Genomic DNA, 24,691 nt, shown 5'->3' with positions numbered 1-24,691 from the left:
CAGACTGATGCACATGCCTATCCAGACGCTTTCCCGCCTTGCCGACCTCGATCCCAATCACTGGGACGCTTTGCTTGGCCCTGAACCGCAGCCGTTCCTGCGCCACGCCTTTCTTAGCGTTCTGGAGGACAGTGGCAGCGTGGGTGGGCGCAGTGGCTGGCAGGCGCGGCATGCCCTCCTGCACAGCGAGCAGGGCGGCCTGATCGCGGCGATGCCGCTGTATCGCAAAACGCATTCCAGCGGCGAGTACGTGTTCGACTGGGCGTGGGCCGACGCCTGCCATCGTGCCGGCATCGAGTACTACCCCAAGCTGCTCTGCGCCGTGCCGTTCTCGCCCGTGACCGGTGCTCGGCTGCTGGGTGATCCCGAGGCAGCGGGGCTGCTGATCGACCGGCTCGTCGCCGGGCTCGCCGGGCAGGGCCAGTCGAGCCTGCACATCAACTTCACCGAGCCCGAAGCCGACGATGTCATGCGCGGGCGAGAGGGCTGGCTGGAGCGCATCGGCTGTCAGTTCCACTGGCACAACCGTGGCTATCGCGACTTCCAGGATTTTCTCGATGGGCTGACATCGCGCAAGCGCAAGCAACTGCGCAAGGAGCGCGAGCAGGTGGCGGGGCAGGGGATCGATTTCGAGCGGCGCGAAGGCCGTCAGCTCAGCGAGGCGGAGTGGGATTTCGTCTATGCCTGCTACGCCAACACCTACCACGTCCGCGGGCAGGCGCCGTACCTGACGCGCGCTTTCTTTAGCCTACTGGCCGAGCGCATGCCTGAGGCGATTTCGGTGGTGCTGGCACGGCAGGGCGGCCGCCCGGTGGCCATGGCGTTCTGCTTGGTCGATGCCGGTGGGCTATATGGGCGTTACTGGGGGTGCCTGGCGGAATTCGACCGGCTGCATTTCGAAACCTGTTTCTACCAGGGCATCGACCACGCGATCGCGGCAGGCCTGTCCCGTTTCGATGCGGGTGCGCAAGGCGAGCACAAGCTGATCCGCGGTTTCGAGCCGGTGATCACGCGATCGTGGCATTACCTCGTGCATCCGGGCCTGCGCGCAGCGGTGGCGGACTTTCTCGATCAGGAGCGGGCCGGCGTGTTGCGCTACGCCGAAGCGGCCCGTGACGCGCTGCCGTATCGGCAAGCGGACGGCTAGCGAGGCTTCGAGGCGGCACTTACACCTTCGAGCGTGGCGAAGGACGTGTCCTTGGCGGTCAGCAGGAAGTCGCGCATGAAAGGGGAATCGAGCATGTCGGCCCGAATGCCGGCATGGAGCGTGGCGAACAGGCCCTTTTCCCCGAGCCGCTTGGCGGTCACGTAGCCGCGGGCGCTGTACTCGTGCAGTGCCCAGTTCGGCAGGCTGCAAACGCCGCGGCCTGAGGCCACCAGCTGCATCATCATGACCGTCAGTTCGGACGTGCGTACCTGCGCCGGTTCGATGTCCTCCGGTTCGAGGAAGCGGGTAAAGATGTCCAGCCGGTCGCGTTCGACGGGGTAGGTAATGAGCGTCTCGCTCGCCAGGTCTTCGGCGCGCACGAAGGGCCGTGTCGCCAGTGGGTGTTGGTTGGCAACCGCAAGCAAGGCTTCGTACGTGAACAGCGGCACGTAAGCGATCCCCGGGAGTTCGACGGGGTCCGAGGTGACGACCAGATCGAGATCGCCCCGGGCCAACGCAGGCAGAGGGGCAAAGGAAAAGCCCGAGGCCAGGTCCAGTTCGACTTCGGGCCAGGCGTCGCGGAACTGGTCGATGGTTGGCATCAACCACTGAAAGCAGCTGTGGCATTCGATCGCCATGTGCAGCCGCCCCGCCGTGCCGCCCGCCAACCGGGCTAGATCGCGCTCGGCACTGCGTAGCTGCGGCAGCAGGGCGTCGGCCAGTTGCAGGAGGCGCAAGCCCGCACTGGTAAAGCGCACGGGGCGGGTCTTGCGCACGAAGAGCTGCAGCCCGAGGCGCTCTTCCAGTTCCTTGAACTGGTGCGACAGCGCCGATTGCGTCAGGTGCAGGCGTTCCGCGGCCTCGACCAGGCTATCAGTCTCGCGCAGCGCATGAAGGGTTTTCAGGTGGCGTAGCTCCAACATGCTGGGCATCCCGTGGTTTCAAAGCATAGAAGCCGGTTGGCGCGCTACAGGCTATGGGGCGCATGAGCCGAGTTCAGGTTCGGCACAGTTTCGCCTAGCCACGCGATGGCGTCGAGCCCGCGCCTCACATCCAGAGGCGGGTGGCCAGAAAGGCCAAGCCGCCGAGCATGGCGATGGAAAGAAGGACCAGCGCGCCGTCCTTCGCCATCATGCCGAGCCCCAGCAGGCTCAGCGCCCCACCCGCGAGGGAGTTGCCGAAGGGAATTAGCTCAAGCGGTGGCATGGTGGCCGCGATCAACAGGCACAACACTGCATTGAGCCGCACGGCAGGCCCGGTCGTCAGCAGGGTCAGACGATGGCGGATGATTCGGTCTACCCATTTCGCGGGCCGTTTGAGAAAGCCCATCGCGCGATCGTATTTGCTTCTGGGCGCACTCCGACGAAGCAGCCACTGCGGCAGCCAGAAATGGTCGCGGCCGATGAGCAGCTGGAAGGCAATCAGGGCGACCATCGCCGCGAAGAAGGTTGGTAGGCCGGGAATGCCCGACAGCGGGGAAAGCACCAACAAGCCTGGAACCAGCAGCAGCGCCCCGAAACTTCGCTGCCCCGTAGCTTCGAGCATTGTCGACAAGGTTACGTCCTGGCCGGGTTCACCGGCTTGCGTCAGGCAGTCGAGAAGGGAACGCAAGTCGTGCGGTTGTTCGTCGCGATTCATGGTCCTTGGCCTGATTGCGGCGTTATCGACTTAGAGTCCAAGCCGCGGGGAAAATCGCAACATGAATGATTTTGAAGTTCAAGCTTAGTAAGTTGAGTTTGTTTCACCAAGAACGCTCCGGGACAATCGGCGCATTCATGAAACGAATTGGAGAACTGAGATGGCTGTTGCGCATTCCCTGGGCTTTCCCCGCATCGGTGCGGACCGCGAACTGAAAAAAGCACTCGAGGGCTATTGGAAGGGCGATCTCGATGAGGCGGGCCTGCGCGACGCTGGGCGCCGCCTGCGTGCGGCTCACTGGCAGCTGCAGGCCGAGGCAGGAATCGATTTGCTGCCGGTCGGTGATTTCGCTTGGTATGACCAGGTCCTGACCCATTCTTTGATGTTCGGCGTCGTGCCGGAGCGCTTTCGCAATCCCAACGGGCAAGTAGCGCTCGACACGTTGTTCGCCATGGCACGCGGGGCGACGCAGGGGTGTTGTGGTGGGGTTCAGGCCCAGGAAATGACCAAGTGGTTCGATACCAACTACCACTATTTGGTCCCTGAATTTAGCGTCGACCAGGCCTTCGAGCTGTCCTGGACGCAATTGTTCGACGAAGTGGACGAGGCGAAGGCGCTCGGCCACCGCGTCAAACCGGTACTGATCGGGCCGCTCACTTACCTCTGGCTCGGCAAGACCAAGGGCGCAACGTTCGACAAGCTGGACCTGCTGGACCGACTGTTACCGTTATACGGCGAGATTCTGGACCGGCTGGCCGCGCAGGGTGTCGAGTGGGTGCAGATCGACGAGCCGATCCTGGTGCTCGATCTGCCTCAGGACTGGAAGAACGCCTACGAGCGGGCTTACAACCTGCTGCAGCGCGCCCCGCTCAAGAAGCTGGTCGCCACCTATTTTGGCGGCTTGGAGGACAACCTCGGGCTGGCCGCTGGCCTGCCGGTCGATGGCCTGCATATTGATCTGGTGCGGGCACCTGAACAGTTCCCGACCATTCTTGACCGGCTGCCGGCTTACAAGGTGTTGTCGCTCGGCTTGGTCAACGGGCGTAACGTCTGGCGTTGCGACCTGGAGCAGGCGCTGGCGGTAGTCCGGCAGGCTGCTGAGCGTCTGGGAGACCGGTTGTGGATAGCGCCGTCGTGCTCCCTGCTGCATGCGCCTGTCGATCTGAATCGTGAAGATCAGCTCGATCCTGAGATCAAGTCTTGGCTGGCCTTCGCCGTGCAGAAATGCGTAGAGGTCGCGGTGCTGGCACGCGGTGCCGAACAGCCGGACGATCCACAGGTGCAGGCGGCCGTCCAGGCCAGCCGGGCCGTCCAGGCCGGGCGAGCTGCGTCGCCGCGTATCCATAAACCGGACGTGCAGGCGCGGTTGGCAGCGATCAAGCCGCGGCACAGCCAGCGTCAATCGCCGTTCGCAACGCGCATCGAACAACAGCGCGCGCGGCTGAATCTGCCGAGCTTTCCGACCACTACCATCGGTTCCTTCCCGCAGACCGCTGCGATCCGCCTGGCGCGGCAAGCGTTCCGGCAGGGCAAGCTCGCGCTGGCCGATTACACCGAAGCCATGCAGGCCGAAATCCGCCACGCGGTCGCGGTGCAGGAGCAGCTCGGGCTGGATGTGCTCGTGCACGGCGAAGCCGAGCGCAACGACATGGTCGAATACTTTGCCGAGCAACTGGATGGCTATGCCTTCACCCGTTACGGCTGGGTACAGAGTTATGGCTCGCGCTGCGTGAAGCCCGCGGTCATCTACGGGGACCTGAGCCGGCCAGCACCGATGACGGTAGAGTGGATCCGCTATGCGCAACAGCAGACCCGCAAGGTCATGAAGGGCATGCTGACCGGGCCGGTGACCATGCTGATGTGGTCCTTTACCCGCGAAGACATCAGCCGCGAGCAGCAGGCTCGGCAGCTGGCCTTGGCGATTCGCGACGAGGTGTGCGACCTGGAGGCTGCCGGCATCGGCATCATCCAGATCGACGAGGCGGCATTCCGTGAAGGCCTGCCGCTGCGCCGCGCGCAGTGGGGCACCTACCTCGACTGGGCCGTGGAAGCGTTCCGCCTGTGCGCCAGTGGCGTACGCGACGAAACCCAGATCCATACGCACATGTGCTACAGCGAGTTCAACGATGTGATCGAGGCGATCGCGGCGATGGATGCCGATGTCATCACGATCGAGACGTCGCGATCGCATATGGAGCTGCTGGAAGCCTTCCGCGCTTTCGATTATCCCAACGACATCGGCCCGGGCGTGTACGACATCCACTCGCCACGGGTCCCGGATACCGCCGAAATGGTCCAGTTGTTGGAGAAGGCGAGCGAGCGGATTCCTGCCGAGCGCCTGTGGGTCAATCCTGACTGCGGCTTGAAGACACGCGCCTGGCCGGAAACCGAGGCGGCGCTGATCAATATGGTCGCCGCCGCCCGCCACCTGCGTGCCGCCCACCGCAAGCAGGTAGCCTGAGGAACGTGGGCGATGCCGGAGGCGCTGCACCGCTGTGCGCGCCCTCCGGTTTTGGCTAAGGTAGCGCTCTCGTCCCTACCACCACACCTGCCATGACTCCTGCCATCGATCTGCTGAAAAAGGCCAAGGCCGACCATCGCATACACAGCTACGAACATGATCCCAAGTCCGCCTCGTACGGGCTCGAGGCCGCTGAAAAGCTCGGCCTCGAACCGGCGCGGGTATACAAGACGCTGCTGGCCTGCACCGAGAAGAATGAGTTGCTGGTGGCGGTGGTGCCCGTCGCCGGTACGCTGGACCTCAAGGCCCTGGCGCAGGCGGCAGGGGTGAAGAAGGTGGACATGGCCGATCCGATGGCGGCGCAACGCGCCACGGGCTATCTGGTCGGCGGGATCAGCCCGCTGGGCCAGAAGAAGCGTTTGCGCACCTTTATTGACAGCTCGGCGCAGGGGCAGCCGAGCATCTATGTCAGCGCGGGTAGGCGAGGGCTGGAAGTAGAACTGACTGCTGAATTGCTGGCCCGGCACACGGGTGGCAGCTTCGCGCCGATCGGTCGGTCATGACCGTGGTGGTCAGAGCGGAGGGAGAACTTCGCCGAGGTCGGTCGAGTTGATGCCGGGGATGTGGATCTCGCTGTGCACCAGCTGCTGGCCTTCCATCTGCGGCTGCGTCACCCAGGTAAGGATGTCGTAGTAGCGGCGGATGTTGGCGACAAAGTGCACCGGCTCGCCGCCCCGCGCGTAACCGTAGCGGGTCTTGGTGTACCACTGCTTTTGCGACAGCCGCGGGAGCATTTGCTTCACATCAAGCCATTTGTTCGGATCGAGCCCCTCGGCCTCGGCCAGCTTGCGGGCATCTTCCAGGTGGCCGCCGCCGACATTGTAGGCGGCCAGGGCGAACCAGGTGCGGTCCGGTTCCTGGATGCTCTCGGGGAGATTGGCGTGCACTTTGGCGATGTACTTACCACCGCCCTGAATGCTTTGCACCGGGTCCAGCCGGTTGGTCACGCCCATCGCCTTGGCGGTGTTGAGCGTCAGCATCATCAGCCCGCGTACGCCGGTTTTCGAAGTGGCTTCGGGCTGCCAGTGGGACTCTTGATAACCGATCGCGGCGAGCAGGCGCCAGTCCAGGCCGTGTTTCTTGGCGGTTTCGCGGAAGACTTTTTCGTAGCGTGGCAGGCGATGCTGCAGATGCTGAGCGAAGGCATAGGCGCCGACATAACCGAGCACGTCGACGTGGCCGTAGTAGCGCTCGCGCAGGCGTTGCAGGGTGCCGTTCTCACGCGCCAGGTCGAGAAACTGGTTGGCCGCCTGGAGCACGCTGTCGTCTTCGCCCTTGCCGACGATCCAGGCCAGGCTGTTCTGCTCACCCAGGTCGAACGCGGCACGGGCATTGGTGAAATAGACCTGGTTGAGCGCCAGCTCGTTGGACTCGACCAGCGTCAGGTCGACCTGGCCTTCGTCGACCATGCGCAGCAGGTCCACGACTTCTACCGCATCTGATTCTTCGTAGCGCAAATCCGGGAGTTCGGCCTGTAGCGCCTTGAGCTTTTCCGCCTGGCTGCTGCCCTTGAGTACGAGGATGCGCTTGCCGACCAGATCTTCCGGCTGCGTCGGCCGGCGCTGGCCCTTGCGGTAGACGACCTGAGTAGTGACGTCGAGGTAGGGCTGAGTGAAACGGACCGACTCTTTGCGCCCCTCGCTGGCCACCAGGCCTGCCGCCGCGAGCGCCGGACCGCCCGGGCGGTTCAGACGGGTATAGATGTCTTCGATACTGTCGGCGGTTTCGATCTGAAGCTCGACGCCCAGGTGACTGGCGAAGCGCTTGACCAGCTCGTATTCGAAGCCAGCCTCGCCGTTGCGGTCTTGGAAGTAGGTAGACGGGCTATTGCGAGTGATCACGCGCAGCACGCCTTCCTCCTTGATACGCTCCAGCGCGCTGGGCGGTTCAGCGCAGCTACTGAGCATCAGGAGGAGTCCGGTCGCCAGCAGCCAGGAGGCGCAGCGCTTTCGGAACGCGGTTTGGGCAAACATCGGCGCAGTATACGCAAAGGCGATCGGCCACCATATCTCGACAGGATCGACGGACTTTGCTAAGCGAAACGGCGGTGTGGCGTCTGGCCTCTCGCCTGGCACGGCTTGCCGACCGGCGGCCGGACCCGGACAATCCGCGCCGGCTTGCCGTTGAAACCTCTGCGCTGGCTGCATCTTCGACGCAAGGACTCACATGAGCGAGACGCCTTCGAAACCCTGGTATGTCTACCTGGTACGCGCCGCCAATAACGCGCTCTATTGCGGCATCAGTGATGACGCGCAGCGCCGTTTCGCGGCGCATCAAGGTGGCCGCGGCGCGCGCTTCTTCCACACCAGCCCGGCGGTGGCGCTGGTGTATGTCGAGACATGTCCAAGCAAGGGCGACGCGCTGCGTCGCGAACGCCAAGTCAAGCGGCTATCGAAAAAGGCCAAGGAGGCGCTGGTCGCCGCGGCGAGCTGCGCTGTGGTGAATACCGGGCCAATCAGCTGAGCGGGTAGGCCGGTCGCGTGTCGGCGAGTAAGCTGCCGGTCTACCTGAACGACTGGCGGAGCCTGATATGCACGACCTGATCCTGCACCACTATCCCACCTCGCCCTTCGCCGAAAAGGCGCGCCTGATGCTGGGCTTCAAGCAGCTCTCTTGGCGCTCGGTGCAGATTCCGCCAGTGATGCCCAAGCCCGACCTTACGGCGCTTACCGGAGGCTACCGGCGCACGCCGGTCCTGCAGATCGGTGCGGACGTGTATTGCGACACGGCGCTGATGGCTCGCCGGCTGGAAGCGGAGAAGGCCACGCCTGCCCTGTTCCCGGAGGGCCTGGAATTCGCTGCCGCGACACTTGCGCAATGGGCCGACTCGGTGCTGTTCCTGCATGCGGTGAGCCTGGTATTCCAGCCCGAATCCATGGCGCTGCGTTTTGCGCAAGTACCGAAAGCGTTCGTCGAGGCCTTCAGCAAGGATCGTGCTGCGCTATTCAGCAGCGGTTCGGTCAGCCGCGTGCCGCTGGAGCAGGCGAAGAACCATTGGCCGGTACTCATGGCGCGTTTGCAGCAGCAGCTGGCGCGATCCCGCGGTGAGTTCCTGTTGGGGAGTGCACTCTGCATAGCCGACCTGTCGGTCGCCCACTGCTTGTGGTTCCTCAAGGCCACGCCCGTGACAGCCCCACTCGTCGATGGCTACCCCGAGGTGGCCGCGTGGCTGGGCAGGGTGCTCGGTGTCGGCCATGGCGCTGGGAGCGAACTGTCTGCCGAGGATGCGTTGAAGGCGGCGCGTGAAGCCGAGCCAGCGGCGTTGCCGGACGAGGCCTTTGCTGACCCGAATGGTTTTACGGTCGGCCAGCAGGTCAGTATTGCGGCCGTCGATTACGGCACCGACCCCGTCGAAGGCGAACTGGTGTTCGCCGGTGTTGAGGAATTGATCCTGCGTCGTGAAGACCCGCGTGCTGGGCTAGTTCATGTGCATTTCCCGCGCTTTGGATTCAAGCTCGAGGCGCGCTGATGGCGGCGGCCGCGACTTCGTCAGTCGCGGCTGTGGCTGTTCAGAGTGCGATGAACAGCAGCGTGACGCCGAGCAGCAGCCGGTAGATGACGAACGGCAGCATGCCCAGCGCGTCCAGCGCCTTCAGGAACAGCTTGATGCAGAGGAAGGCAGCGACGAAGGACAGGGCTGCACCAATGAAGATGTCGTTCCAATGCGCGGCCTCGCCGGACTGTGCCAGCTCGACGGCTTTCAGCCCGCCCGCGGCAAGGATTAGCGGGATCGACAGCAGGAACGAAAAGCGCGCCGCCGTCTGACGGGTAAAGCCCAGCAGCAGGGCGGCGGTCATGGTAATGCCCGATCGGGAGGTGCCGGGAATCAATGCCAGCGCTTGGGCGAAACCGATGATCAGCGCGCTCTTCCACGTCAGCTGTTCGATTTCCGCGACCCGCCGGCCCTTGGCATCGGCGTACCACAGCAGCAGGCCGAAAAGGATCGTCGTCGCAGCGATGAATAGCATCGAGCGGGTGTACTGCTCGATGTAATCCTCCATCAGCAAACCAATGATGCCCGCCGGTAGGGTGCCGATGATGATCGCCCAGCCAAGCCGGCTCTCGGCGCTCTCCCGGCGCTGAAAGACATGGGCCAACCAGCCTCGGCTCGTGGCGATGACCTCCTGACGGAAGCAGATCAGCACGGCGAGCAGGGTGCCGACGTGCACGGCCACGTCGAACGCCTGGCCCTGATCAGGCCAGCCGAGGACCTGCGACGGCAGGATGAGGTGAGCGGAGGAGGAAATCGGGAGGAATTCGGTGATGCCCTGCACGAGGGACAAGATAATCAGGTGAAGCCAATCCATTGTTGATCCTTAGCAGAGCGGGTGTGCGGGTTGCCGGGCCGTTTGGCTGGCATGTGACTGGGAAATCCGCGATTCATTCCGCTGCGCATCTGGTTCGTTGCTGCGTCGCCACGTCGCAGTAAGGCCGCGAGGTCAGAAGCGGCTCAACCTTTGCGACGCTTCAATTGGTCTTTCAGCTGGGTCGGCAGGTTGCGAATGATGAGCATGTCACGGGCCTCGTCGTATTCGACTTTCGAGCCCAACAGGTGCGATTCGAAGCTGATCGATAGCCCTTCGGCGCGCCCAGTAAAGCGTTGGAATTGGTTGAGGGTGCGTTTGTCCGCCGGAATTTCCGGCGACAGGCCATAGTCCTTGTTGCGGATGTGTTCATAGAAGGCGCGCGGGTGATCCTCGTCGATCACGCCGGATAGCTCTTCGAGCGACATCGGCTCGCCGATTTTGGCCTGGCTGCTGGCATAGTCCACCAGAGCGCTGGTTTTCTCGCGGGCCTTTTCCTCGGGCAGGTCCTCGCTTTCGACGTAATCGCTGAAAGCCTTGAGCAGGGTGCGTGTCTCGCCGGGCCCGTCGACGCCTTCCTGACAGCCGATGAAATCGCGGAAGTACTCCGAGACCTTTTTGCCGTTCTTGCCTTTGATGAAAGAAATGTACTGCCGAGACTGCGAGTTGTTCTTCCATTCGGACAGGTTGATCCGCGTCGCCAGATGCAGCTGCCCCAAGTCCAAGTGCTTGGCTTCGGTCACGTCCAGTGCGTCGGTAACGGTCACGCCATTGCTGTGGTGGAGCAAGGCAATGGCGAGGTAGTCAGTCATGCCCTGCTGATAATGGGCGAAAAGAACGTGACCGCCTGTCGACAGATTCGACTCTTCCATTAGCTTCTGAAGGTGCTCGACGGCCTGGCGACTGAAGGCGGTGAAATCCTGGTTGCCTTCCATGTATTGCCCCAGCCAGCCGCTGAAGGGATAGGCGCCGGATTCGTCGTGAAAATAGCCCCAGGCCTTCCCCTGCTTGGCGTTGTAGCTCTCGTTGAGATCGGCCAGCAGGTTCTCGATCGCCTGGGACTGGCCCAGCTCCGAGTCACGGGCATGCAGCACGGCAGGGGTGCCGTCCGGCTTTTTCTCGATGAGGTGAACGATGCAGTGGCGAATGGGCATTTCGGGCTCGCGGCGGATGAGGCAGACGGCGCGCAGTTTACCCGAGCGACCCCGGGCTTCGCAGGGCTAAAACCAGGTGCGGCAGGTAGTCGCAATGCGGGTAAGATGGAGCCCTTTCATTTTTTACCGGGTGTTTCAGCGATGGCGATGTGGCGCAACAGTACGTGGATCCTGCTCGGTGGTTCGCTGATCCTCGCGGTATCCCTTGGCACGCGGCACGGCTTCGGGTTGTTCCTTCCGCCGATGAGCGAGGCGTTTGGTTGGGGGCGTGAGGTGTTTGCGTTCGCTATCGCCTTGCAGAACTTGATCTGGGGGCTGGCGCAACCAGTGACCGGCGCCCTGGCCGACCGTTTCGGCGTCATGCGGACGGTGATCGTCGGTGGAGTGCTTTATGCGCTTGGGCTGGCGCTGATGGCTGGCGCGGATTCGGCGGCATCCTTGTCGCTGAGCGCCGGTTTGCTCATCGGTATCGGGCTGTCCGGTACCTCGTTCTCGGTGATTCTCGGTGCGGTAGGGCGCGCTGTGCCGGCTGAAAAACGCAGCATGGCCATGGGGGTAGCCAGTGCGGCGGGCTCGTTCGGGCAGTTTGCGATGTTGCCGGGTACGCTCGGGTTGATCGGCTGGCTGGGGTGGTCCTCGGCGTTGTTGGCCCTCGGACTGCTAGTGGCACTGATCGTGCCGCTGGCCTTGATGCTGCGCAGCGGGCCGGCCGCGCCGGTGTCTGGGCCGCAGCAGTCATTGACCGAAGCCTTGCGCGAGGCGGTTGGGCACTCCGGGTTTCGGCTGTTGGCGCTGGGCTTTTTCGTCTGTGGCTTCCAAGTAGTTTTCATTGGTGTGCACCTGCCGGCCTATCTTGTCGATCAGGGCCTCCCGGCGATGGCCGGGACCACCGTGCTTGCACTGGTCGGCCTGTTCAACGTGGTGGGGACCTACACCGCCGGCTGGTTGGGCGGTTGCTACTCGAAGCCCAAACTATTGACGGCGCTGTATCTGCTGCGTGGCGTGGTCATCGCGGCGTTCTTTTTCGCTCCGCTGACGATCTGGACGGCTTATGCGTTCGGCATCGCCATGGGGTTGCTGTGGCTATCGACGGTGCCGCTGACCAACGGCACTGTGGCTACGCTGTTTGGCGTGCGAAACCTGTCGATGCTTGGCGGTATCGTCTTCCTGTTTCATCAGATCGGTTCGTTCTTCGGCGGCTGGCTGGGCGGCTGGGTCTACGATCGAACCGGCAGTTACGACCTGGTCTGGCAGATATCGATTGCCCTCAGTCTGATGGCCGCCGCGCTCAACTGGCCGATTCGCGAGCAGCCGGTCGACCGCGTACTCGCTGCGGGCGCGGCGTGATGCGCCGGCACTGGTTGTGGACGGCCGCTCTAGCGCTGGCCGCCTTCATGCTCGCCTTTGCCTGGTGGGGTTGGCATCAGGGCGGATTGGCTCTGCTGCAACTGGGCGTGGGAATCTGCTGAGGCGGCGGTGTGATCGTTTGTCGTGGCACGGGGAATCAATTCGCTGCGCCTGGCTCCAAACAAGCGAGACGAAACAACGCTGTCGCAGAACCGTCATCAGAGCCCTGTAAAAAGCTGCGGCATGCAGTCACCTGGAGCAGCACAACGATGTCCACCCTTACCGAACTCGCCCAACAGATCGCCCAGCTTTACCCCCTGCAGGACAAGCGTGTCGGCAAGCGCTATCGCGTGGTTGGGGAACTGGCCGGCATGACCGAGCTCGAGGAGATCAACGGCGAGCCGCGTTATATCCAGACCTTGGCGCTCAAGGATCGCCAGCGTTGGGATATCGCGGTCTGACACCCCGCCAGGGCGCTTTGGCTAGCCCGGGTTAGCCACGCCCCAATGCTCGGCGCGCCATCGTGCGCGTCGGTCGTCGTCCAGGAAGGTCCAGGCGACGAAGCGACTGCGCTTCTGCCCCTGTGCCATTTCGCGAATGCGCACGTCCTGTGCTCCGAGTGTCGCCAGCCGCGCTTGTAGCGGGCGGACATTGCCGCCTTTCGACACCAGCGTGCTGAACCAGCACACCTGCTGAGCCACCTCACGACTCTCATTGGCTAGCCGCCCGATAAACGCGGCCTCGCCGCCCTCGCACCACAGTTCAGCCGCCTGACCGCCGAAGTTCAGCGCGGGCAGTTTGCGTTTCGGGTCCAGCTTGCCGAGATTACGCCACTTGCGGCGGCTGCCGCTGCTGGCTTCGGCCTCGGAGGCATGGAACGGCGGATTGCACAGCGTGATGTCGAACCGGTCCGCGGGCTCGATAAGCCCGGCAAATATCTGCCGGGGCTGGCGCTGCTGGCGAATCTCGATGCGCTTTTCCAGGCGGTTCGCCTTGAGGATGGCCCGCGCCGATGCCAGCGCCGTGGCGTCGATATCCGAGCCCACGAAACGCCAGCCGTATTCATGAAGGCCGATCAGCGGGTAGATGCAGTTAGCGCCGGTGCCGATGTCCAGTACTCGGATGGAATTCCCACGCGGGATTCCGCCATCGTGCTGCTCGGCGAGCAGGTCGGCCAATCCGTGCAGGTAGTCAGCGCGGCCTGGGATCGGCGGGCAGAGGTAGCCGGGCGGGATGTCCCAATAGGCGATGCCATAGAACTGCCTGAGCAGCGCCCGGTTGAACACCCGCACCGCATCGGGGTTGGCGAAGTCGATGCTCTGCTTGCCGTAAGGGTTGAGGATGACGAACGACGCCAGTTCCGGACAGCCCGCGATCAGCTTCGGGAAATCGTAGCGACCGCTGTGCCGGTTGCGTGGGTGCAGGCTGGGGCTGCCGTGCGTGGGCGGTACGGGTGGTTTCGGAGCGGGCATGATCGGTGTGCTGTCCTGAGAGGCGGGCATTGTCCCACAGCTTTCAGCGGTGGCGGGGCACCAACAGCATCCACACCAGGCCCCACAACAAGGCGCCGGCACCGAGCCAGAACGCCGAATGTAGCGAGCCCCCCATCCCGAGCCAGACGCCTGTGAGCCAAGGGCCGGCCAATTGCGTCAGGCTGTACAGGGCGATCAGCGCGGCGGATAAACGCGGCCCTTGGTGCGGGTGCAGGGCGCGGGCGAGGCGCTGGGTCAGCAGCACCGTGCCGAGGAAGGTGCCGCCGACCAGCACGGCACAGAGCAGGATGCCCGGCGCGCCCGGCATCAAGAGGGCCGCCAGCACGCCCGCCAGTTGCGTTACGTAGCTCAGCCGTAGCGCGAGGGTGTCGCCCAGCAGGGCACCGAGGCGATTCCATAGCCAGGGCGACGGCAGCGTTGCAAACGCGACCACCAGCCAGCTGCTGTCGATGAGGAAATCGCCAGGCTCGACCTGCAGGCGAGCCACCATCGGCAGAAAGGTCATTGGCAGTATGTAACCCATTCCCGCCCCGGCATAGGACAAGAACAATGGCGTGCTGGCGCGATCGAGCAACCGACCGTTGGGCCGGTCAGGGCTATCGGTTGCGGGTGCTTCGTCCGGCAGGTCGAGTTTGGCCAGTTGTCGCCAGCCCCACCACGCCAGCGGAATGGACAGCAGAGCCGCCGGCCACCAGCGGTCGGCACCGCTGAGCACGCCGTTGCTCAAGCTCACCATCACGCTGGACAAGATCAAACCGATGCAGACCCCGAGGTAGACCAGCCCGCTGGACGAAACCCTCCGATGACGCGCCAGCCACTCGAGAATCAGGGAGGGCGCCTGGACGAACACCAGGCCATTACTGATCCCATTAAGCAGGCGCAGCATCGAGAGCAGCTCCGCGGATTCTGCCTGTGTCTGTGCCAGCGAACTGACCACGTGCAGGCCCAGCGCCCAGGGCAGGCTGCGGCGAATTTGCGTGACGCGGTGCCAGCGCAGGGCGAGCAAGGCACCGATGAGATAGCCCAGGTAGTTCCAACTAGCGATGTCCGCGCCCTGCTGGACGGTCAGCACGCCATCTTCGACGAGCCAGGGCAGCAGCGGCGTATAGATGAAACGGCCGAGCCCGTGGACGACGAGCAGCAGGGTTGCACCGGCGAGCAGAACCGGGAACAGGGCAGGGCGTTGAGGCATCGTAAGCAGACCATCCGGGAGCGGAGGTGACAGCTTAGCGGCGCGCATCGGAACGGGCCACGCTACGGATGGCTGAGACGCCATCCGGTAGTCTCAGGGGTAGCCGAGCGTGTCCTTGATCATCGGCAGGTTGCGCTCGACCCAGCGCGGGTCGACAGCGCCCCAATCGAGAATGCGATAGTGGCCGGCGTTGTGTCGCTCACCGGCCTCCTGGGCGAAACGGCAATCGATATCCAGGTCGGCGAGTGCAGCGAGGGTGTCTTGCGCAGTGCGCCGTGGCATCCCCGTCGCCTCTGTCAGCTCAGGGACGCTGCGGGCGGTACCGCTGTCAATCAGCCAGGCCACGTAGAGGCGGCGATAGAAGCTGCTTTTGGTCTTACTGACAGTCATCTCGATTCCTGTATGAGACCGCCCGGGCATCGGCGCGCCCGGGCGGAGCGGGCTCAGCGCAAGGCGAGCATGCCGATATAGGTCACCGCGCCTGCGCTATAGCCAAGAAAGGCCAGCAGGCTGACATGCCTGACGTACCAGGTGAAGCTGATCTTCTCCATGCCCATCGCCGCGACGCCGGCGGCTGAGCCAATGATCAGCGTGCTGCCGCCGGTACCGGCGCAATAGGCAAGCATCTCCCAGAAGTTGCCATCGACAACGAACTGCGACAGCCAGTTCGTCTCGTCTGGTGCGGCCGCTGCGAGGGCAGCCGGACTGACCAGCGGATACATCTTCATCGCACCGGCTACCAGCGGCACGTTGTCTACCACGGCCGAGAGCAAGCCGATGGTGTAGTTGATCGGGTAGATATGCCCGAGCGACTCACGGAGGGCAATCGCCACCTGGGTAAGGTGCCCGGCCGTTGCCAGTGCCGCGACCGCCAGCAGAATGCCAAGGAAGAACAGCACGCTGGGTGTATCGACCTTGCGCAGGACGCCGACGACCGATAGCGGGTGCTTGTGCTCGTGCTCCTTGTCGCGGTGGAGGAATTCGGTGGTGACCCACAGGACGCCGAGGCCAAAAAGGATGCCCATGTACGGTGGCAAGTGCGTGGCGGTCTTGAACACGGGCACGAAAACCAGGGCCGCGAGGCCGAGTGCCAGCACCAGGTTGCGCTCGAAGGGTGTGGTCTCAGGTGGGTTCGTCTCGGCCAGGTGGGCGCGTGCGGCGGGTCGGGGCACTTCGCCGCGCATGCGGAAGCTCAGGATCAGCAAAGGCACCAGCAGGCAGACCAGGCTGGGCAGGAAAAGGCCGACAATCACGCCCGAGGCGGTGATCTGATTGCCAATCCACAGCATGGTGGTAGTGACGTCGCCGATTGGCGACCAGGCGCCGCCGGCGTTGGCGGCGATCACCACGACGCCGACAAACAACCAGCGCTCTGGACGGCCGCGAATCAGTTTGCGCAGAAGCGAGACCATCACGATGGTGGTGGTGAGGTTATCCAGCGCAGCGGAGAGGAAGAACGTCAGGACGCCAATGATCCATAGCAGGTGGACGCGCTTGCGAGTCTGGATGCGGTCGGTGATCACCTTGAAGCCTTCGTGCGAGTCGATCAGCTCGACGATGGTCATCGCGCCAAGCAGGAAGAACAGGATCTCCGACACTTCACCCAGATGGTGGCGGAGCGATTCGATCACCGTCTCCGAGGCGCTCGCCGCTACGTGCTCACCGCCCTGCGCGAGCGGCAGGATCGAATCGGCGCCGAGCACCAGCAAGGTCCAGCAGACCACCGCGGTGAGGATGGCGAGGGCTGCTTTGTCGATCTTCAGCGGGTGTTCCAAGGCTATGCATAGATAGCCGATGAAAAAAACGACAGCCATGAGTAGGTACATCGGAGGGTCTCCATTTTGAGAAACCAGACCGGCGCGCCCGTGGGGCGGCGACTCGGTAATGGCAGGCCCGAGTGATGCAGATGGCTGTACGAAGGGATGAAGCTGAACCGCGGCACTGAAGGCTGACGCCGGCGTTGGAACCTGGGATGCGTGCGGTGCGCGGTCATCGGCACCTGCTGCTTCATGTTCTATAGCGCGTTGCTGATATCCGGCCTGCCTAGTCATTGTTGTGTCCGTGGCGGGATAGTGTATCGGCCGCCACGGTTTTTACTTGTCATCGATCAAGAGCAACGGGCCAAACGAAAAGGCCAGCACTTGAAGATGCTGGCCATTTCGTCTGTCACAGGCTTGCGATGCGCTCGCGTTGCTCCACCAGCCGTGCCTTGGCCTGTTCGGCTTCGGCCAACTTGGCGCGCTCTTTCTCGATCACGTCAGCGGGTGCCTTGTTGACGAATCCTGCGTTGCCGAGCTTGCCGCCGACACGCTTGACCTCGCCGTCGAAACGGGCGATCTCCTTGTCGAGGCGGGCCAGTTCCGCATCCTTGTCGATCAGCCCGGCCATGGGCACCAGCACCTGCATGTCACCGACCAGTGCGGTCGCCGACAGCGGCGCTTCGTCATCGGCGCCGAGGATGCGCACGCTTTCCAGCTTGGCCAGCTTCTTCAGCAGCGGCTCGTTGTCGGCTAGGCGACGACGGTCGGTTTCGCCGGCGTTGCCGAGCACCACGTCGATGCGCTTGGCCATGGAAATGTTCATCTCGCCGCGGATCTGGCGAATGCCAAGCATGAAGGCTTTGACCCACTCGATGTCGTTTTCGGCCGCTTCGTCGAGGCGCTCCGGATTGAATTCCGGCCAGGGCTGCAACATCAGCGTCGGACCGGATTTACCGGCCAGAGGCGCGACGCGCTGCCAGATTTCCTCGGTGATGAAGGGCATGAACGGATGCGCCAAGCGCAGGGCTGTTTCCAGTACCCGCACCAGAGTGCGGCGCGTGCCGCGCTGGCGTTCGGCGCTGGCGGTCTCGTCCCAGAGCACAGGCTTGACCAGCTCGAGGTACCAGGCGCAGTACTCGTCCCAGATGAACTCGTAGAGCGCCTGCGCGGCCAGGTCGAAGCGGAAGGCTTCCAATTGGCGATTCACTTCGCTTTCGGTGCGCTGAAGCGCCGAGATGATCCAGCGATCGACCGAGGACAGCTCGACGGGCTCGCCATTTACCCCGGTGTCTTTGCCCTCGGTATTCTCGAAAACGAAATTGGCCGCGTTCCAGATCTTGTTGCAGAAGTTGCGATACCCCTCGACGCGCCCCATGTCGAACTTGATGTCGCGGCCGGTGGACGCCAGCGAGCAGAAGGTGAAGCGCAGGGCGTCGGTGCCGTAGCTGGCGATGCCTTCTGGGAATTCGTTGCGGGTCTGCTTGGCGATCTTCTCGGCGAGCTTGGGCTGCATCATGCCGCTGGTGCGCTTTTGCAGCAGTTCGTCCAGCGTAATGCCGTCGACGATGTCCAGCGGGTCGAGCACGTTGCCCTTGGACTTGGACATCTTCTGGCCCTGGCCATCGCGGACCAGGCCATGCACGTAGACCGTCTTGAAGGGGATCTGCCCGGTCAGGTGGGTCGACAGCATGATCATCCGGGCAACCCAGAAGAAGATGATGTCGAAGCCGGTGACCAGCACGTCGGTGGGGTGGAAGGTCTTGAGGAAGTCGGTCTGTTCCGGCCAGCCGAGCGTAGAGAAAGTCCACAGGCCCGAGCTGAACCAGGTGTCCAGCACGTCATCGTCCTGGCGCAGTTCGACCTCGTTGCCGAGGTTGTAGCGGGTGCGCGCTTCCATCTCGTCGCGGCCGACGTAGACGTTGCCGGCCTCGTCATACCAGGCCGGAATGCGATGGCCCCACCACAGCTGGCGGCTGATGCACCAATCCTGGATGTCGCGCATCCAGCTGAAATACATGTTTTCGTACTGCTTGGGTACGAACTGGATATCGCCGTTCTCCACCGCCGCGATGGCCTTCTCGGCCAGCGGCTTGGTGGAGACGTACCACTGATCGGTCAGCCAGGGTTCGATGATCGTGCCGGAGCGATCACCGCGGGGGACTTTCAGTGCGTGGTCGTCGATCTTCTCCAGCAGGCCCATGGCATCGAATTCGGCGACGATGGCCTTGCGGGCATCGAAGCGGTCCATATGCGCGTAGCCGTCCGGCAGGCTCGGGTCGACCTTGTCGTTCGGCGTGCCGTCGATGTTGAACACCTGTGCGCGCGCCAGTACCGCGGCGTTGCGATCGAAGATGTTGATCAGGGGCAGGTGGTGGCGCTTGCCGACTTCGTAGTCGTTGAAATCGTGTGCGGGGGTGATCTTTACGCAGCCGGTGCCGAACTCGAGGTCAACATAGTCGTCGGCAACGATCGGGATCAGGCGGTTGACCAGCGGCAGCATGATGTGACGGCCGATCAGGTCCTTGTAGCGCTCGTCTTCAGGGTGCACGGCAACCGCGGCATCACCCAGCACGGTTTCCGGGCGGGTCGTGGCGACGACCAGGTAATCCTGGCCATCCGCAGTCTTACAGCCGTCGGCCAAGGGGTAGCGCAAATGCCAGAGGTGACCTTTCTCGTCGTGATTCTCGACCTCGAGATCGGAGATCGCGGTGTGCAGCTTGGTGTCCCAGTTGACGAGCCGCTTGCCGCGGTAGATCAAACCGTCCTCATGGAGCCGGACAAAGGCTTCCTTCACGGCATTGGACAAGCCGGCATCCATGGTGAAGCTTTCGCGTGACCAATCGACCGATGAGCCCAGGCGGCGAATCTGGCGGGTGATGTTGCCCCCGGACTCTTCCTTCCACTGCCACACCTTGTCGAGAAACTTCTCGCGGCCCAGGTCATGCCGGCTGACGCCCTGCGCGCCAAGTTGGCGCTCGACGACCATTTGCGTGGCGATGCCCGCGTGATCGGTGCCAGGCTGCCAAAGCGTGTTACGGCCCTGCATGCGGCGCCAGCGAATCAGCGCATCCATGATCGCGTTGTTGAAACCATGACCCATGTGCAGGCTGCCAGTCACGTTCGGCGGCGGGATCATGATGGTGTAGGGCTCGCCCGACCCCTGGGGTGCGAAGTAGTTGTTCGATTCCCAGGTCTGGTACCAGGAGGTTTCGATGGCGTGCGGCTGGTAGGTCTTGTCCATGCGGCGGGACCCTTAGAACGGCTAATCGGAAAAGCGGGCAAGTATAAAGGCAAAGTAGCAGAGCGGCGGAACCGCTATGGCGCTTTTATGTCACGCGCGGGGCGGGGCGCTGTGACATCCAGCGCGCCGGCAGGGATGGGCGTCTAGGGGCGCTGGGACTTGATCAGTTGTGCGGCGCGCGCTTCCAGTCGCTGGCGCAATTCCGCTTCGATCTGCGGGACGAAATCATCGATCACATCTTGCAGGATCAACTGCGCTGCGGTGCGGAGCTCGTGGTCCAAATGGCGCTCGGCCAGGGTGCGGAAGGCGGTGCGAACGGCCGGCTCACGCGGTTGCACGGTTTCGGGGGCCGGATCGACGACGTCAGACAATAGCGGGATGCTGTCCGGGTCAAGGGCTTCGCTCACCAGTTCGGGTTCATGATCGCCAAGCAGCGCGCGGATCGACTCCAGGTCGTCGAGCAGTTCGGAGGGTTTGTCGGGGATTGTCTGGGTCATCTGTGGTTCCGGGTTGAGCGTCCAGGCTGCTATGGCGCTCTGTCGCCCTGCCTGGCGACATCGTGCTGTTCGATGCGGCAGGCCCGCGTCGGTATTCGCTAGAGTTCGACACGCTTGGGATCATAGCCGCGCTGACGATACAGGCGGAAGTTGTCCCGGCAAACGGTCAGCAATTCTGGCTGTTGGTTGACGATCTCGATCACTCGGCTGAACCGGTCGACATGCGGAGAGAGGTTGGGTGAAAGATTCACCAGCAGGCCCTGCTGGGCGGCTGGCGTCTCGTCCGTTCCGATCACCACTGGTGCCAGGGGGTCGTGCTCGTGCAATTCATGCGGGACGAAACGTTCGGCACGGAAGTGCCAAAGCAAGGTGTCGAGCTCCTCGCACTGGCGGGCATTCTCGCAGCGGATAAAGACGGGCATGCCATGCTGCCAGCCCTTGCTCGCGAGCTGGCAGGCCGCACGGGCGCGGCTCGCCGGCTCGCTGTCCGCCAGCACGTAAAACTCGATACGGGTCATGCCGCTTGCGCACCGGCGCCGATCACGCCTGACCCGCCTGGTCCAGCAGGTATTGCATCAGTAGCGGCACGGGGCGACCGGTTGCGCCCTTGTCCTTACCGCCGCTGGTCCAGGCGGTGCCGGCGACGTCCAGGTGTACCCAGGGGTAGGCCTTGGTGAAGCGCGACAGGAAGCACGCAGCAGTGATGGTGCCGGCCTTCGGGCCGCCGATGTTGGCGATGTCGGCGAAGGGGCTGTCCAGTTGCTCTTGGTATTCGTCGAACAGCGGCAATTGCCAGGCGCGGTCGTCGGCCTTCTGCCCGGCGCCCAGCACCTGCTGGATAAGTTCGTCATTGTTGCCGAGCAGGCCGGATGTGTTGCTGCCGAGCGCCACGATGCAGGCGCCGGTCAGGGTGGCGATGTCGATGACCGCGCGCGGCTTGAAACGCTCGGCATAGGTCAGCGTGTCGCAGAGCACCAGGCGACCTTCGGCATCGGTGTTGAGGATCTCGACCGTCTGGCCGCTCATGGTCGTCACGATGTCGCCGGGGCGGGTGGCGTTGCCGCTTGGCATGTTCTCGGCGCAGGCCAGCAAGCCGACAAGATTGATCGGCAATTGCAGCTCCAGTACGGCGCGGAAAGTCCCGAGCACACTGGCGGCGCCGCACATGTCGTACTTCATCTCATCCATGCCCTGGCCGGGCTTGAGGCTGATGCCGCCGGTGTCGAAAGTGATTCCCTTGCCGACTAGAGCATAGGGTTGTTCCCCTTTCTTGCCGCCGTTGTACTGCATTACGACGATGCAGCCTGGTTGCTCGCTGCCCTGAGATACGGCCAGGAAGGATCCAGCTCCCAGCTCGCGCAGTTTCTTCTCGTCCAGAACATCGACCTTGAGCCCCTTGAAGGCCTTGCCTAACTGCCTGGCCTGATCGGCCATATAGTTCGGGTGGCAGACGTTCGGCGGCAGGTTGCCCAGGTCACGGGTCAGGCTCATGCCGGCGGCGATGGCCGTGGCGTGGCGTGTGGCGAGTTCCGCTTCGGTCTGTTCGGGTTTGTCGACCAGCAGGGTGAGCTTGCGCAGCGCGGGAACGTCGGCCTTCTTGCTTTTGAATTGATCGAAGACATAGCGACCATCAGCCAGTGCCTCGACCAGAATGCGCGCGCGCGCATAGCCATCACGGTTCTTGAGGCGCACGTCCTGCAGCGCAATGGCAGCATCCGTTCCGCCGAGACCCTTGAGCGCCCCTAGCGCGGCGGCGGACGCCTTGCGCCATTGGCGGGTATCAAGTTCATCGAACTTGCCGACACCCAGTAGCAGCACCCGCTCGGCCTTCAGGCCGGGCAGGCTGTGCTGAAGCAGCGTCTGGCCCGGCTTGCCCTGGACGTCGCCGCGCTTGAGGATCGCGCTGATGGCGCCATTGCAGGCCTGATCCACGGTTTGGGCTACTGGGCCGAGCGCCCGGTCTTCACCGACCGGCAGGATCAGTGTGGCGGTTTTGGTCGCGGCGGCTTTGCTGTTCTTCACAACGAATTCCATGGCGTCAGGTCCCCAAGACAAAGAGTCGGGTTTGCAGGATAATGCCGGGCTCATTTTCCGGTGGTTCGTCGAGCGGGAGGGTTGGTCTCAACACCTCGCCCAGTGCGGACCGGCTACTTGGCGGCTAGTTTGAGCGCAGCCGCCGGAGCCTGACAACCCTGGAGTGTCCGGTTTGATCGTCTTTCGTTACCTGTCCCGTGAGCTGCTGGTTACCCTGAGCGCGGTCAGTGCGGTGCTGCTTGTGATCATCATGAGCGGCCGCTTCATCAAATACCTGGCGCAGGCGGCGCAAGGCGTGCTCGATCCTGGCGTGCTGCTGATGATCATGGGCTATCGCTTGCCTGGGTTCCTCCAGTTGATCCTGCCGCTCGGGCTGTTTCTCGGCATCCTGCTCGCGTACGGCCGGCTTTACCTGGACAGCGAGATGACCGTCCTGTCGGCAACCGGCATGAGCCAGCGCCGCCTGCTCGTCTATAGCCTGGGTCCAGCAGCGCTGGTCGCTGCGTTGGTGGGTTGGTTGAGCCTAGGCCTGGCGCCGCAAGGCGTGGCCCAAGTTGATCGCATCCTCAACGAGCAGGACTCGCTGACCGAATTCGACACGCTTGTTCCCGGACGCTTTCAGACCCTGCGAGACGGCACGCGGGTGACCTATACCCGCGAACTGACGGCCGACCGTACCGAGCTGGCGGGCGTCTTCATTTCCGAGACGAACCTGTCCAGCGCCACAGGCGAGAAGCGTGGCCTGTCGGTGCTGGTCGCCGAGCGTGGCCGTCAGGAGATACAACCCGACGGCAGTCGCTACCTGATTCTCGAGAATGGCTACCGCTACGACGGTAATCCTGGCCAGGCGAACTATCGTGCGATTCAGTACGACACCTATGGCGTGCTGCTGCCCAAGCCTGAGGTAAGCGTGGAGTTGAGCGAGCGCGAGGCGATGCCGACCCGCGAATTGCTGGGTAGCGACAACATCCGGCTGCAGTCGGAATTGCAGTGGCGAATTTCACTGCCGATGCTGGTGTTCGTCGTCACGCTGCTGGCTGTGCCGCTATCGAAAGTCAATCCGCGACAGGGCCGGTTCCTCAAACTGCTGCCGGCCATCCTTCTTTATATGGCATACCTGGCGTTGCTGATCGCGGCGCGCGGTTCGATGGACAAGGGGCGCATCCCTGTTGCGCTTGGGTTGTGGTGGGTGCACGGGCTGTTCTTCGTGCTGGGGTTGCTCCTGGTGTATTGGGAACCGCTGCAGCTGGCCTGGCGCCGGCGCCGCGCTGCACGGGAGGTGCGCCATGCGTAAGCTCGATCGCTACATTGGTATCAATGTGCTTCTGGCGATTCTGACGGTGCTCGGCATCATTGTCGGCCTGGCACTGCTATTTGCCTTCATCGACGAGCTCGGTGACGTCAAAGGCACGTATGGAACTTTGGACGCAGCGCTTTACGTGCTGCTTACGACCCCTTCTCGGCTTTACGAGATGCTGCCAATGGCCGCGCTGATCGGCTGCCTGATCGGGCTCGGTACGCTGGCCAGTAGCAGCGAGCTGACCATCATGCGCGCAGCTGGTGTGTCTCTTGGCCGTATCGTGATCGCAGTGATGAAGCCGATGCTCGTGTTGTTGCTCGTTGGCATCCTGATTGGCGAATACGTCGCGCCTTGGAGCGAGAACATAGCGCAAGCGACGCGGGCATCGGCGCAGGGGGCGGGTGAGGCGCAGAGTAGCAAGCGCGGCCTCTGGCATCGACAGGGCGACGAGTTCGTTCACATCAACGCGGTGCAGCCCAGCGGCACGTTGCTAGGCGTTACCCGCTACCGGTTCGATGATCGGCGCCAATTGGTTTCCGCCAGCTTCGCGCGTCGTGCACGCTATGAGGACGGCTACTGGCAGTTGGTCGATCTGTCGACGACGCACTTCCGCGGCGATCACACCGAGGTGGTTCGCGCGCCGCAAGAGCGCTGGGATGTACAGTTGACGCCTCAGTTGCTTGGTACGGTGGTGATGGAGCCAGACGCACTTTCGGTAACCGGTCTGTGGCGCTACATCCATTACCTCGGTGAGCAAGGGCTCAATAACAGTCGTTACTGGCTGGCATTCTGGACCAAAGTGCTGCAGCCGGTCGTGACGGTGGCGTTGGTCCTGCTGGCCATCTCGTTCATTTTCGGGCCGCTGCGCTCGGTCACGCTGGGGCAGCGGATCTTCACGGGTGTGGTCGTAGGGTTCGTGTTTCGCATATTGCAGGATCTGCTGGGGCCGGCGAGCCAGGTATTCGGCTTCTCGCCGCTGCTGGCTGTCGTAGTGCCGGCCGCCATTTGTGCTGCGGCTGGGATGCTTCTGCTGCGCAGGGCCGGTTAACCGGACGCAGGCCGC

At 63.3% G+C, this 24,691-nt stretch carries 22 protein-coding genes; 9 read left to right on the top strand and 13 right to left on the bottom strand.

Annotation, left to right across the window (positions count from 1 at the left end; translation table 11 throughout):
* Positions 1-13 precede the first annotated feature (13 nt).
* Positions 14-1,147, top strand: a complete 1,134-nt coding sequence (locus KXR72_RS05985; RefSeq protein ID WP_437420161.1) for a GNAT family N-acetyltransferase — start codon at positions 14-16, stop codon at positions 1,145-1,147.
* Here KXR72_RS05985 and metR read toward each other — a convergent pair.
* A complete protein-coding gene (gene metR / locus KXR72_RS05980) occupies positions 1,144-2,070 on the bottom strand; it encodes a transcriptional regulator MetR (RefSeq protein WP_437420160.1) in 927 nt (308 codons plus the stop codon). The genes KXR72_RS05985 and metR overlap by 4 nt on opposite strands.
* A 124-nt stretch (positions 2,071-2,194) precedes the next feature.
* Positions 2,195-2,785, bottom strand: a complete 591-nt coding sequence (locus tag KXR72_RS05975; protein ID WP_437420159.1) for an exopolysaccharide biosynthesis protein — start codon at positions 2,783-2,785, stop codon at positions 2,195-2,197.
* Between the two features lie 160 nt (positions 2,786-2,945).
* On the opposite strand from KXR72_RS05975, the gene metE reads away from it, so the two are divergent.
* Together metE and ybaK are read left to right on the top strand one after the other, a co-directional pair.
* Entirely contained in the window at positions 2,946-5,246 is a 2,301-nt protein-coding gene (metE, locus tag KXR72_RS05970) for a 5-methyltetrahydropteroyltriglutamate--homocysteine S-methyltransferase (RefSeq protein WP_437420158.1), read from the top strand.
* Between the two features lie 92 nt (positions 5,247-5,338).
* Complete coding sequence (gene ybaK / locus KXR72_RS05965; protein ID WP_437420157.1) at positions 5,339-5,809, top strand: Cys-tRNA(Pro) deacylase; 471 nt, start codon at positions 5,339-5,341, stop codon at positions 5,807-5,809.
* A 9-nt stretch (positions 5,810-5,818) separates the two neighbouring features.
* On the opposite strand, the gene mltF is transcribed toward ybaK, so the two are convergent.
* Complete coding sequence (mltF, locus tag KXR72_RS05960; protein ID WP_437420156.1) at positions 5,819-7,279, bottom strand: membrane-bound lytic murein transglycosylase MltF; 1,461 nt, start codon at positions 7,277-7,279, stop codon at positions 5,819-5,821.
* 193 nt (positions 7,280-7,472) lie between these two features.
* Here mltF and KXR72_RS05955 point away from each other — a divergent pair, with 193 nt between their 5' ends.
* Positions 7,473-7,769: a GIY-YIG nuclease family protein gene (locus tag KXR72_RS05955; protein ID WP_437420155.1), complete on the top strand. Its 297-nt coding sequence runs from the start codon at positions 7,473-7,475 to the stop codon at positions 7,767-7,769.
* A 67-nt stretch (positions 7,770-7,836) separates the two neighbouring features.
* Positions 7,837-8,775, top strand: a complete 939-nt coding sequence (locus tag KXR72_RS05950; protein ID WP_437420154.1) for a glutathione S-transferase family protein — start codon at positions 7,837-7,839, stop codon at positions 8,773-8,775.
* 40 nt (positions 8,776-8,815) lie between these two features.
* Here the strand turns inward: KXR72_RS05950 and KXR72_RS05945 are convergent, their stop codons facing one another.
* Both KXR72_RS05945 and yejK read right to left on the bottom strand, forming a co-directional pair.
* Positions 8,816-9,613 carry an undecaprenyl-diphosphate phosphatase gene (locus KXR72_RS05945; protein WP_437420153.1) on the bottom strand — a complete coding sequence of 266 codons (798 nt, stop codon included), beginning with the start codon at positions 9,611-9,613 and terminating at the stop codon, positions 8,816-8,818.
* Between the two features lie 143 nt (positions 9,614-9,756).
* Entirely contained in the window at positions 9,757-10,764 is a 1,008-nt protein-coding gene (yejK, locus tag KXR72_RS05940; protein WP_437420152.1) for a nucleoid-associated protein YejK, read from the bottom strand.
* 141 nt (positions 10,765-10,905) lie between these two features.
* Here yejK and KXR72_RS05935 point away from each other — a divergent pair, with 141 nt between their 5' ends.
* Both KXR72_RS05935 and KXR72_RS05930 read left to right on the top strand, forming a co-directional pair.
* Complete coding sequence (locus KXR72_RS05935; RefSeq protein ID WP_437420151.1) at positions 10,906-12,111, top strand: MFS transporter; 1,206 nt, start codon at positions 10,906-10,908, stop codon at positions 12,109-12,111.
* A 269-nt stretch (positions 12,112-12,380) separates the two neighbouring features.
* Positions 12,381-12,572: a hypothetical protein gene (locus KXR72_RS05930; RefSeq protein ID WP_045425197.1), complete on the top strand. Its 192-nt coding sequence runs from the start codon at positions 12,381-12,383 to the stop codon at positions 12,570-12,572.
* Positions 12,573-12,593: 21 nt separating this feature from the next.
* On the opposite strand, the gene rlmF is transcribed toward KXR72_RS05930, so the two are convergent.
* The 8 genes from rlmF to KXR72_RS05890 form a co-directional block, all read right to left on the bottom strand.
* The gene (gene rlmF / locus KXR72_RS05925) at positions 12,594-13,583 is read right to left on the bottom strand and encodes a 23S rRNA (adenine(1618)-N(6))-methyltransferase RlmF (RefSeq protein WP_437420150.1); all 990 of its coding nucleotides are present in this window, start codon (positions 13,581-13,583) and stop codon (positions 12,594-12,596) included.
* 43 nt (positions 13,584-13,626) lie between these two features.
* Positions 13,627-14,796: a YbfB/YjiJ family MFS transporter gene (locus KXR72_RS05920; RefSeq protein ID WP_437420149.1), complete on the bottom strand. Its 1,170-nt coding sequence runs from the start codon at positions 14,794-14,796 to the stop codon at positions 13,627-13,629.
* A 93-nt stretch (positions 14,797-14,889) separates the two neighbouring features.
* Positions 14,890-15,186, bottom strand: a complete 297-nt coding sequence (locus KXR72_RS05915; protein WP_437420148.1) for a winged helix-turn-helix domain-containing protein — start codon at positions 15,184-15,186, stop codon at positions 14,890-14,892.
* A gap of 53 nt (positions 15,187-15,239) precedes the next feature.
* Entirely contained in the window at positions 15,240-16,622 is a 1,383-nt protein-coding gene (gene nhaD, locus KXR72_RS05910) for a sodium:proton antiporter NhaD (RefSeq protein WP_437420147.1), read from the bottom strand.
* Positions 16,623-16,962: 340 nt separating this feature from the next.
* Positions 16,963-19,797, bottom strand: a complete 2,835-nt coding sequence (locus tag KXR72_RS05905; protein ID WP_437420146.1) for a valine--tRNA ligase — start codon at positions 19,795-19,797, stop codon at positions 16,963-16,965.
* Positions 19,798-19,940: 143 nt separating this feature from the next.
* Positions 19,941-20,294 (bottom strand): DNA polymerase III subunit chi, encoded by a 354-nt coding sequence (locus tag KXR72_RS05900; protein WP_437420145.1) that lies wholly within the window; start codon positions 20,292-20,294, stop codon positions 19,941-19,943.
* Positions 20,295-20,392: 98 nt separating this feature from the next.
* Positions 20,393-20,812: a DNA polymerase III subunit chi gene (locus KXR72_RS05895; protein ID WP_437420144.1), complete on the bottom strand. Its 420-nt coding sequence runs from the start codon at positions 20,810-20,812 to the stop codon at positions 20,393-20,395.
* A gap of 22 nt (positions 20,813-20,834) precedes the next feature.
* Positions 20,835-22,328 carry a leucyl aminopeptidase gene (locus KXR72_RS05890; RefSeq protein ID WP_437420143.1) on the bottom strand — a complete coding sequence of 498 codons (1,494 nt, stop codon included), beginning with the start codon at positions 22,326-22,328 and terminating at the stop codon, positions 20,835-20,837.
* Positions 22,329-22,500: 172 nt separating this feature from the next.
* Here KXR72_RS05890 and lptF point away from each other — a divergent pair, with 172 nt between their 5' ends.
* Positions 22,501-23,622 (top strand): LPS export ABC transporter permease LptF, encoded by a 1,122-nt coding sequence (gene lptF / locus KXR72_RS05885; protein WP_437420142.1) that lies wholly within the window; start codon positions 22,501-22,503, stop codon positions 23,620-23,622.
* Positions 23,615-24,676, top strand: coding sequence for an LPS export ABC transporter permease LptG (gene lptG / locus KXR72_RS05880; RefSeq protein ID WP_437420141.1), 1,062 nt, complete (start codon positions 23,615-23,617; stop codon positions 24,674-24,676). Before lptF ends, lptG begins: the two co-directional genes overlap by 8 nt.
* Positions 24,677-24,691: the final 15 nt, after the last annotated feature.

Source organism: Stutzerimonas chloritidismutans (genome assembly GCF_051486945.1).
GTDB classification, from domain to species: Bacteria; Pseudomonadota; Gammaproteobacteria; order Pseudomonadales; family Pseudomonadaceae; genus Stutzerimonas; species Stutzerimonas chloritidismutans_B.
This window is presented reverse-complemented; position numbering and strand designations above follow the sequence as displayed.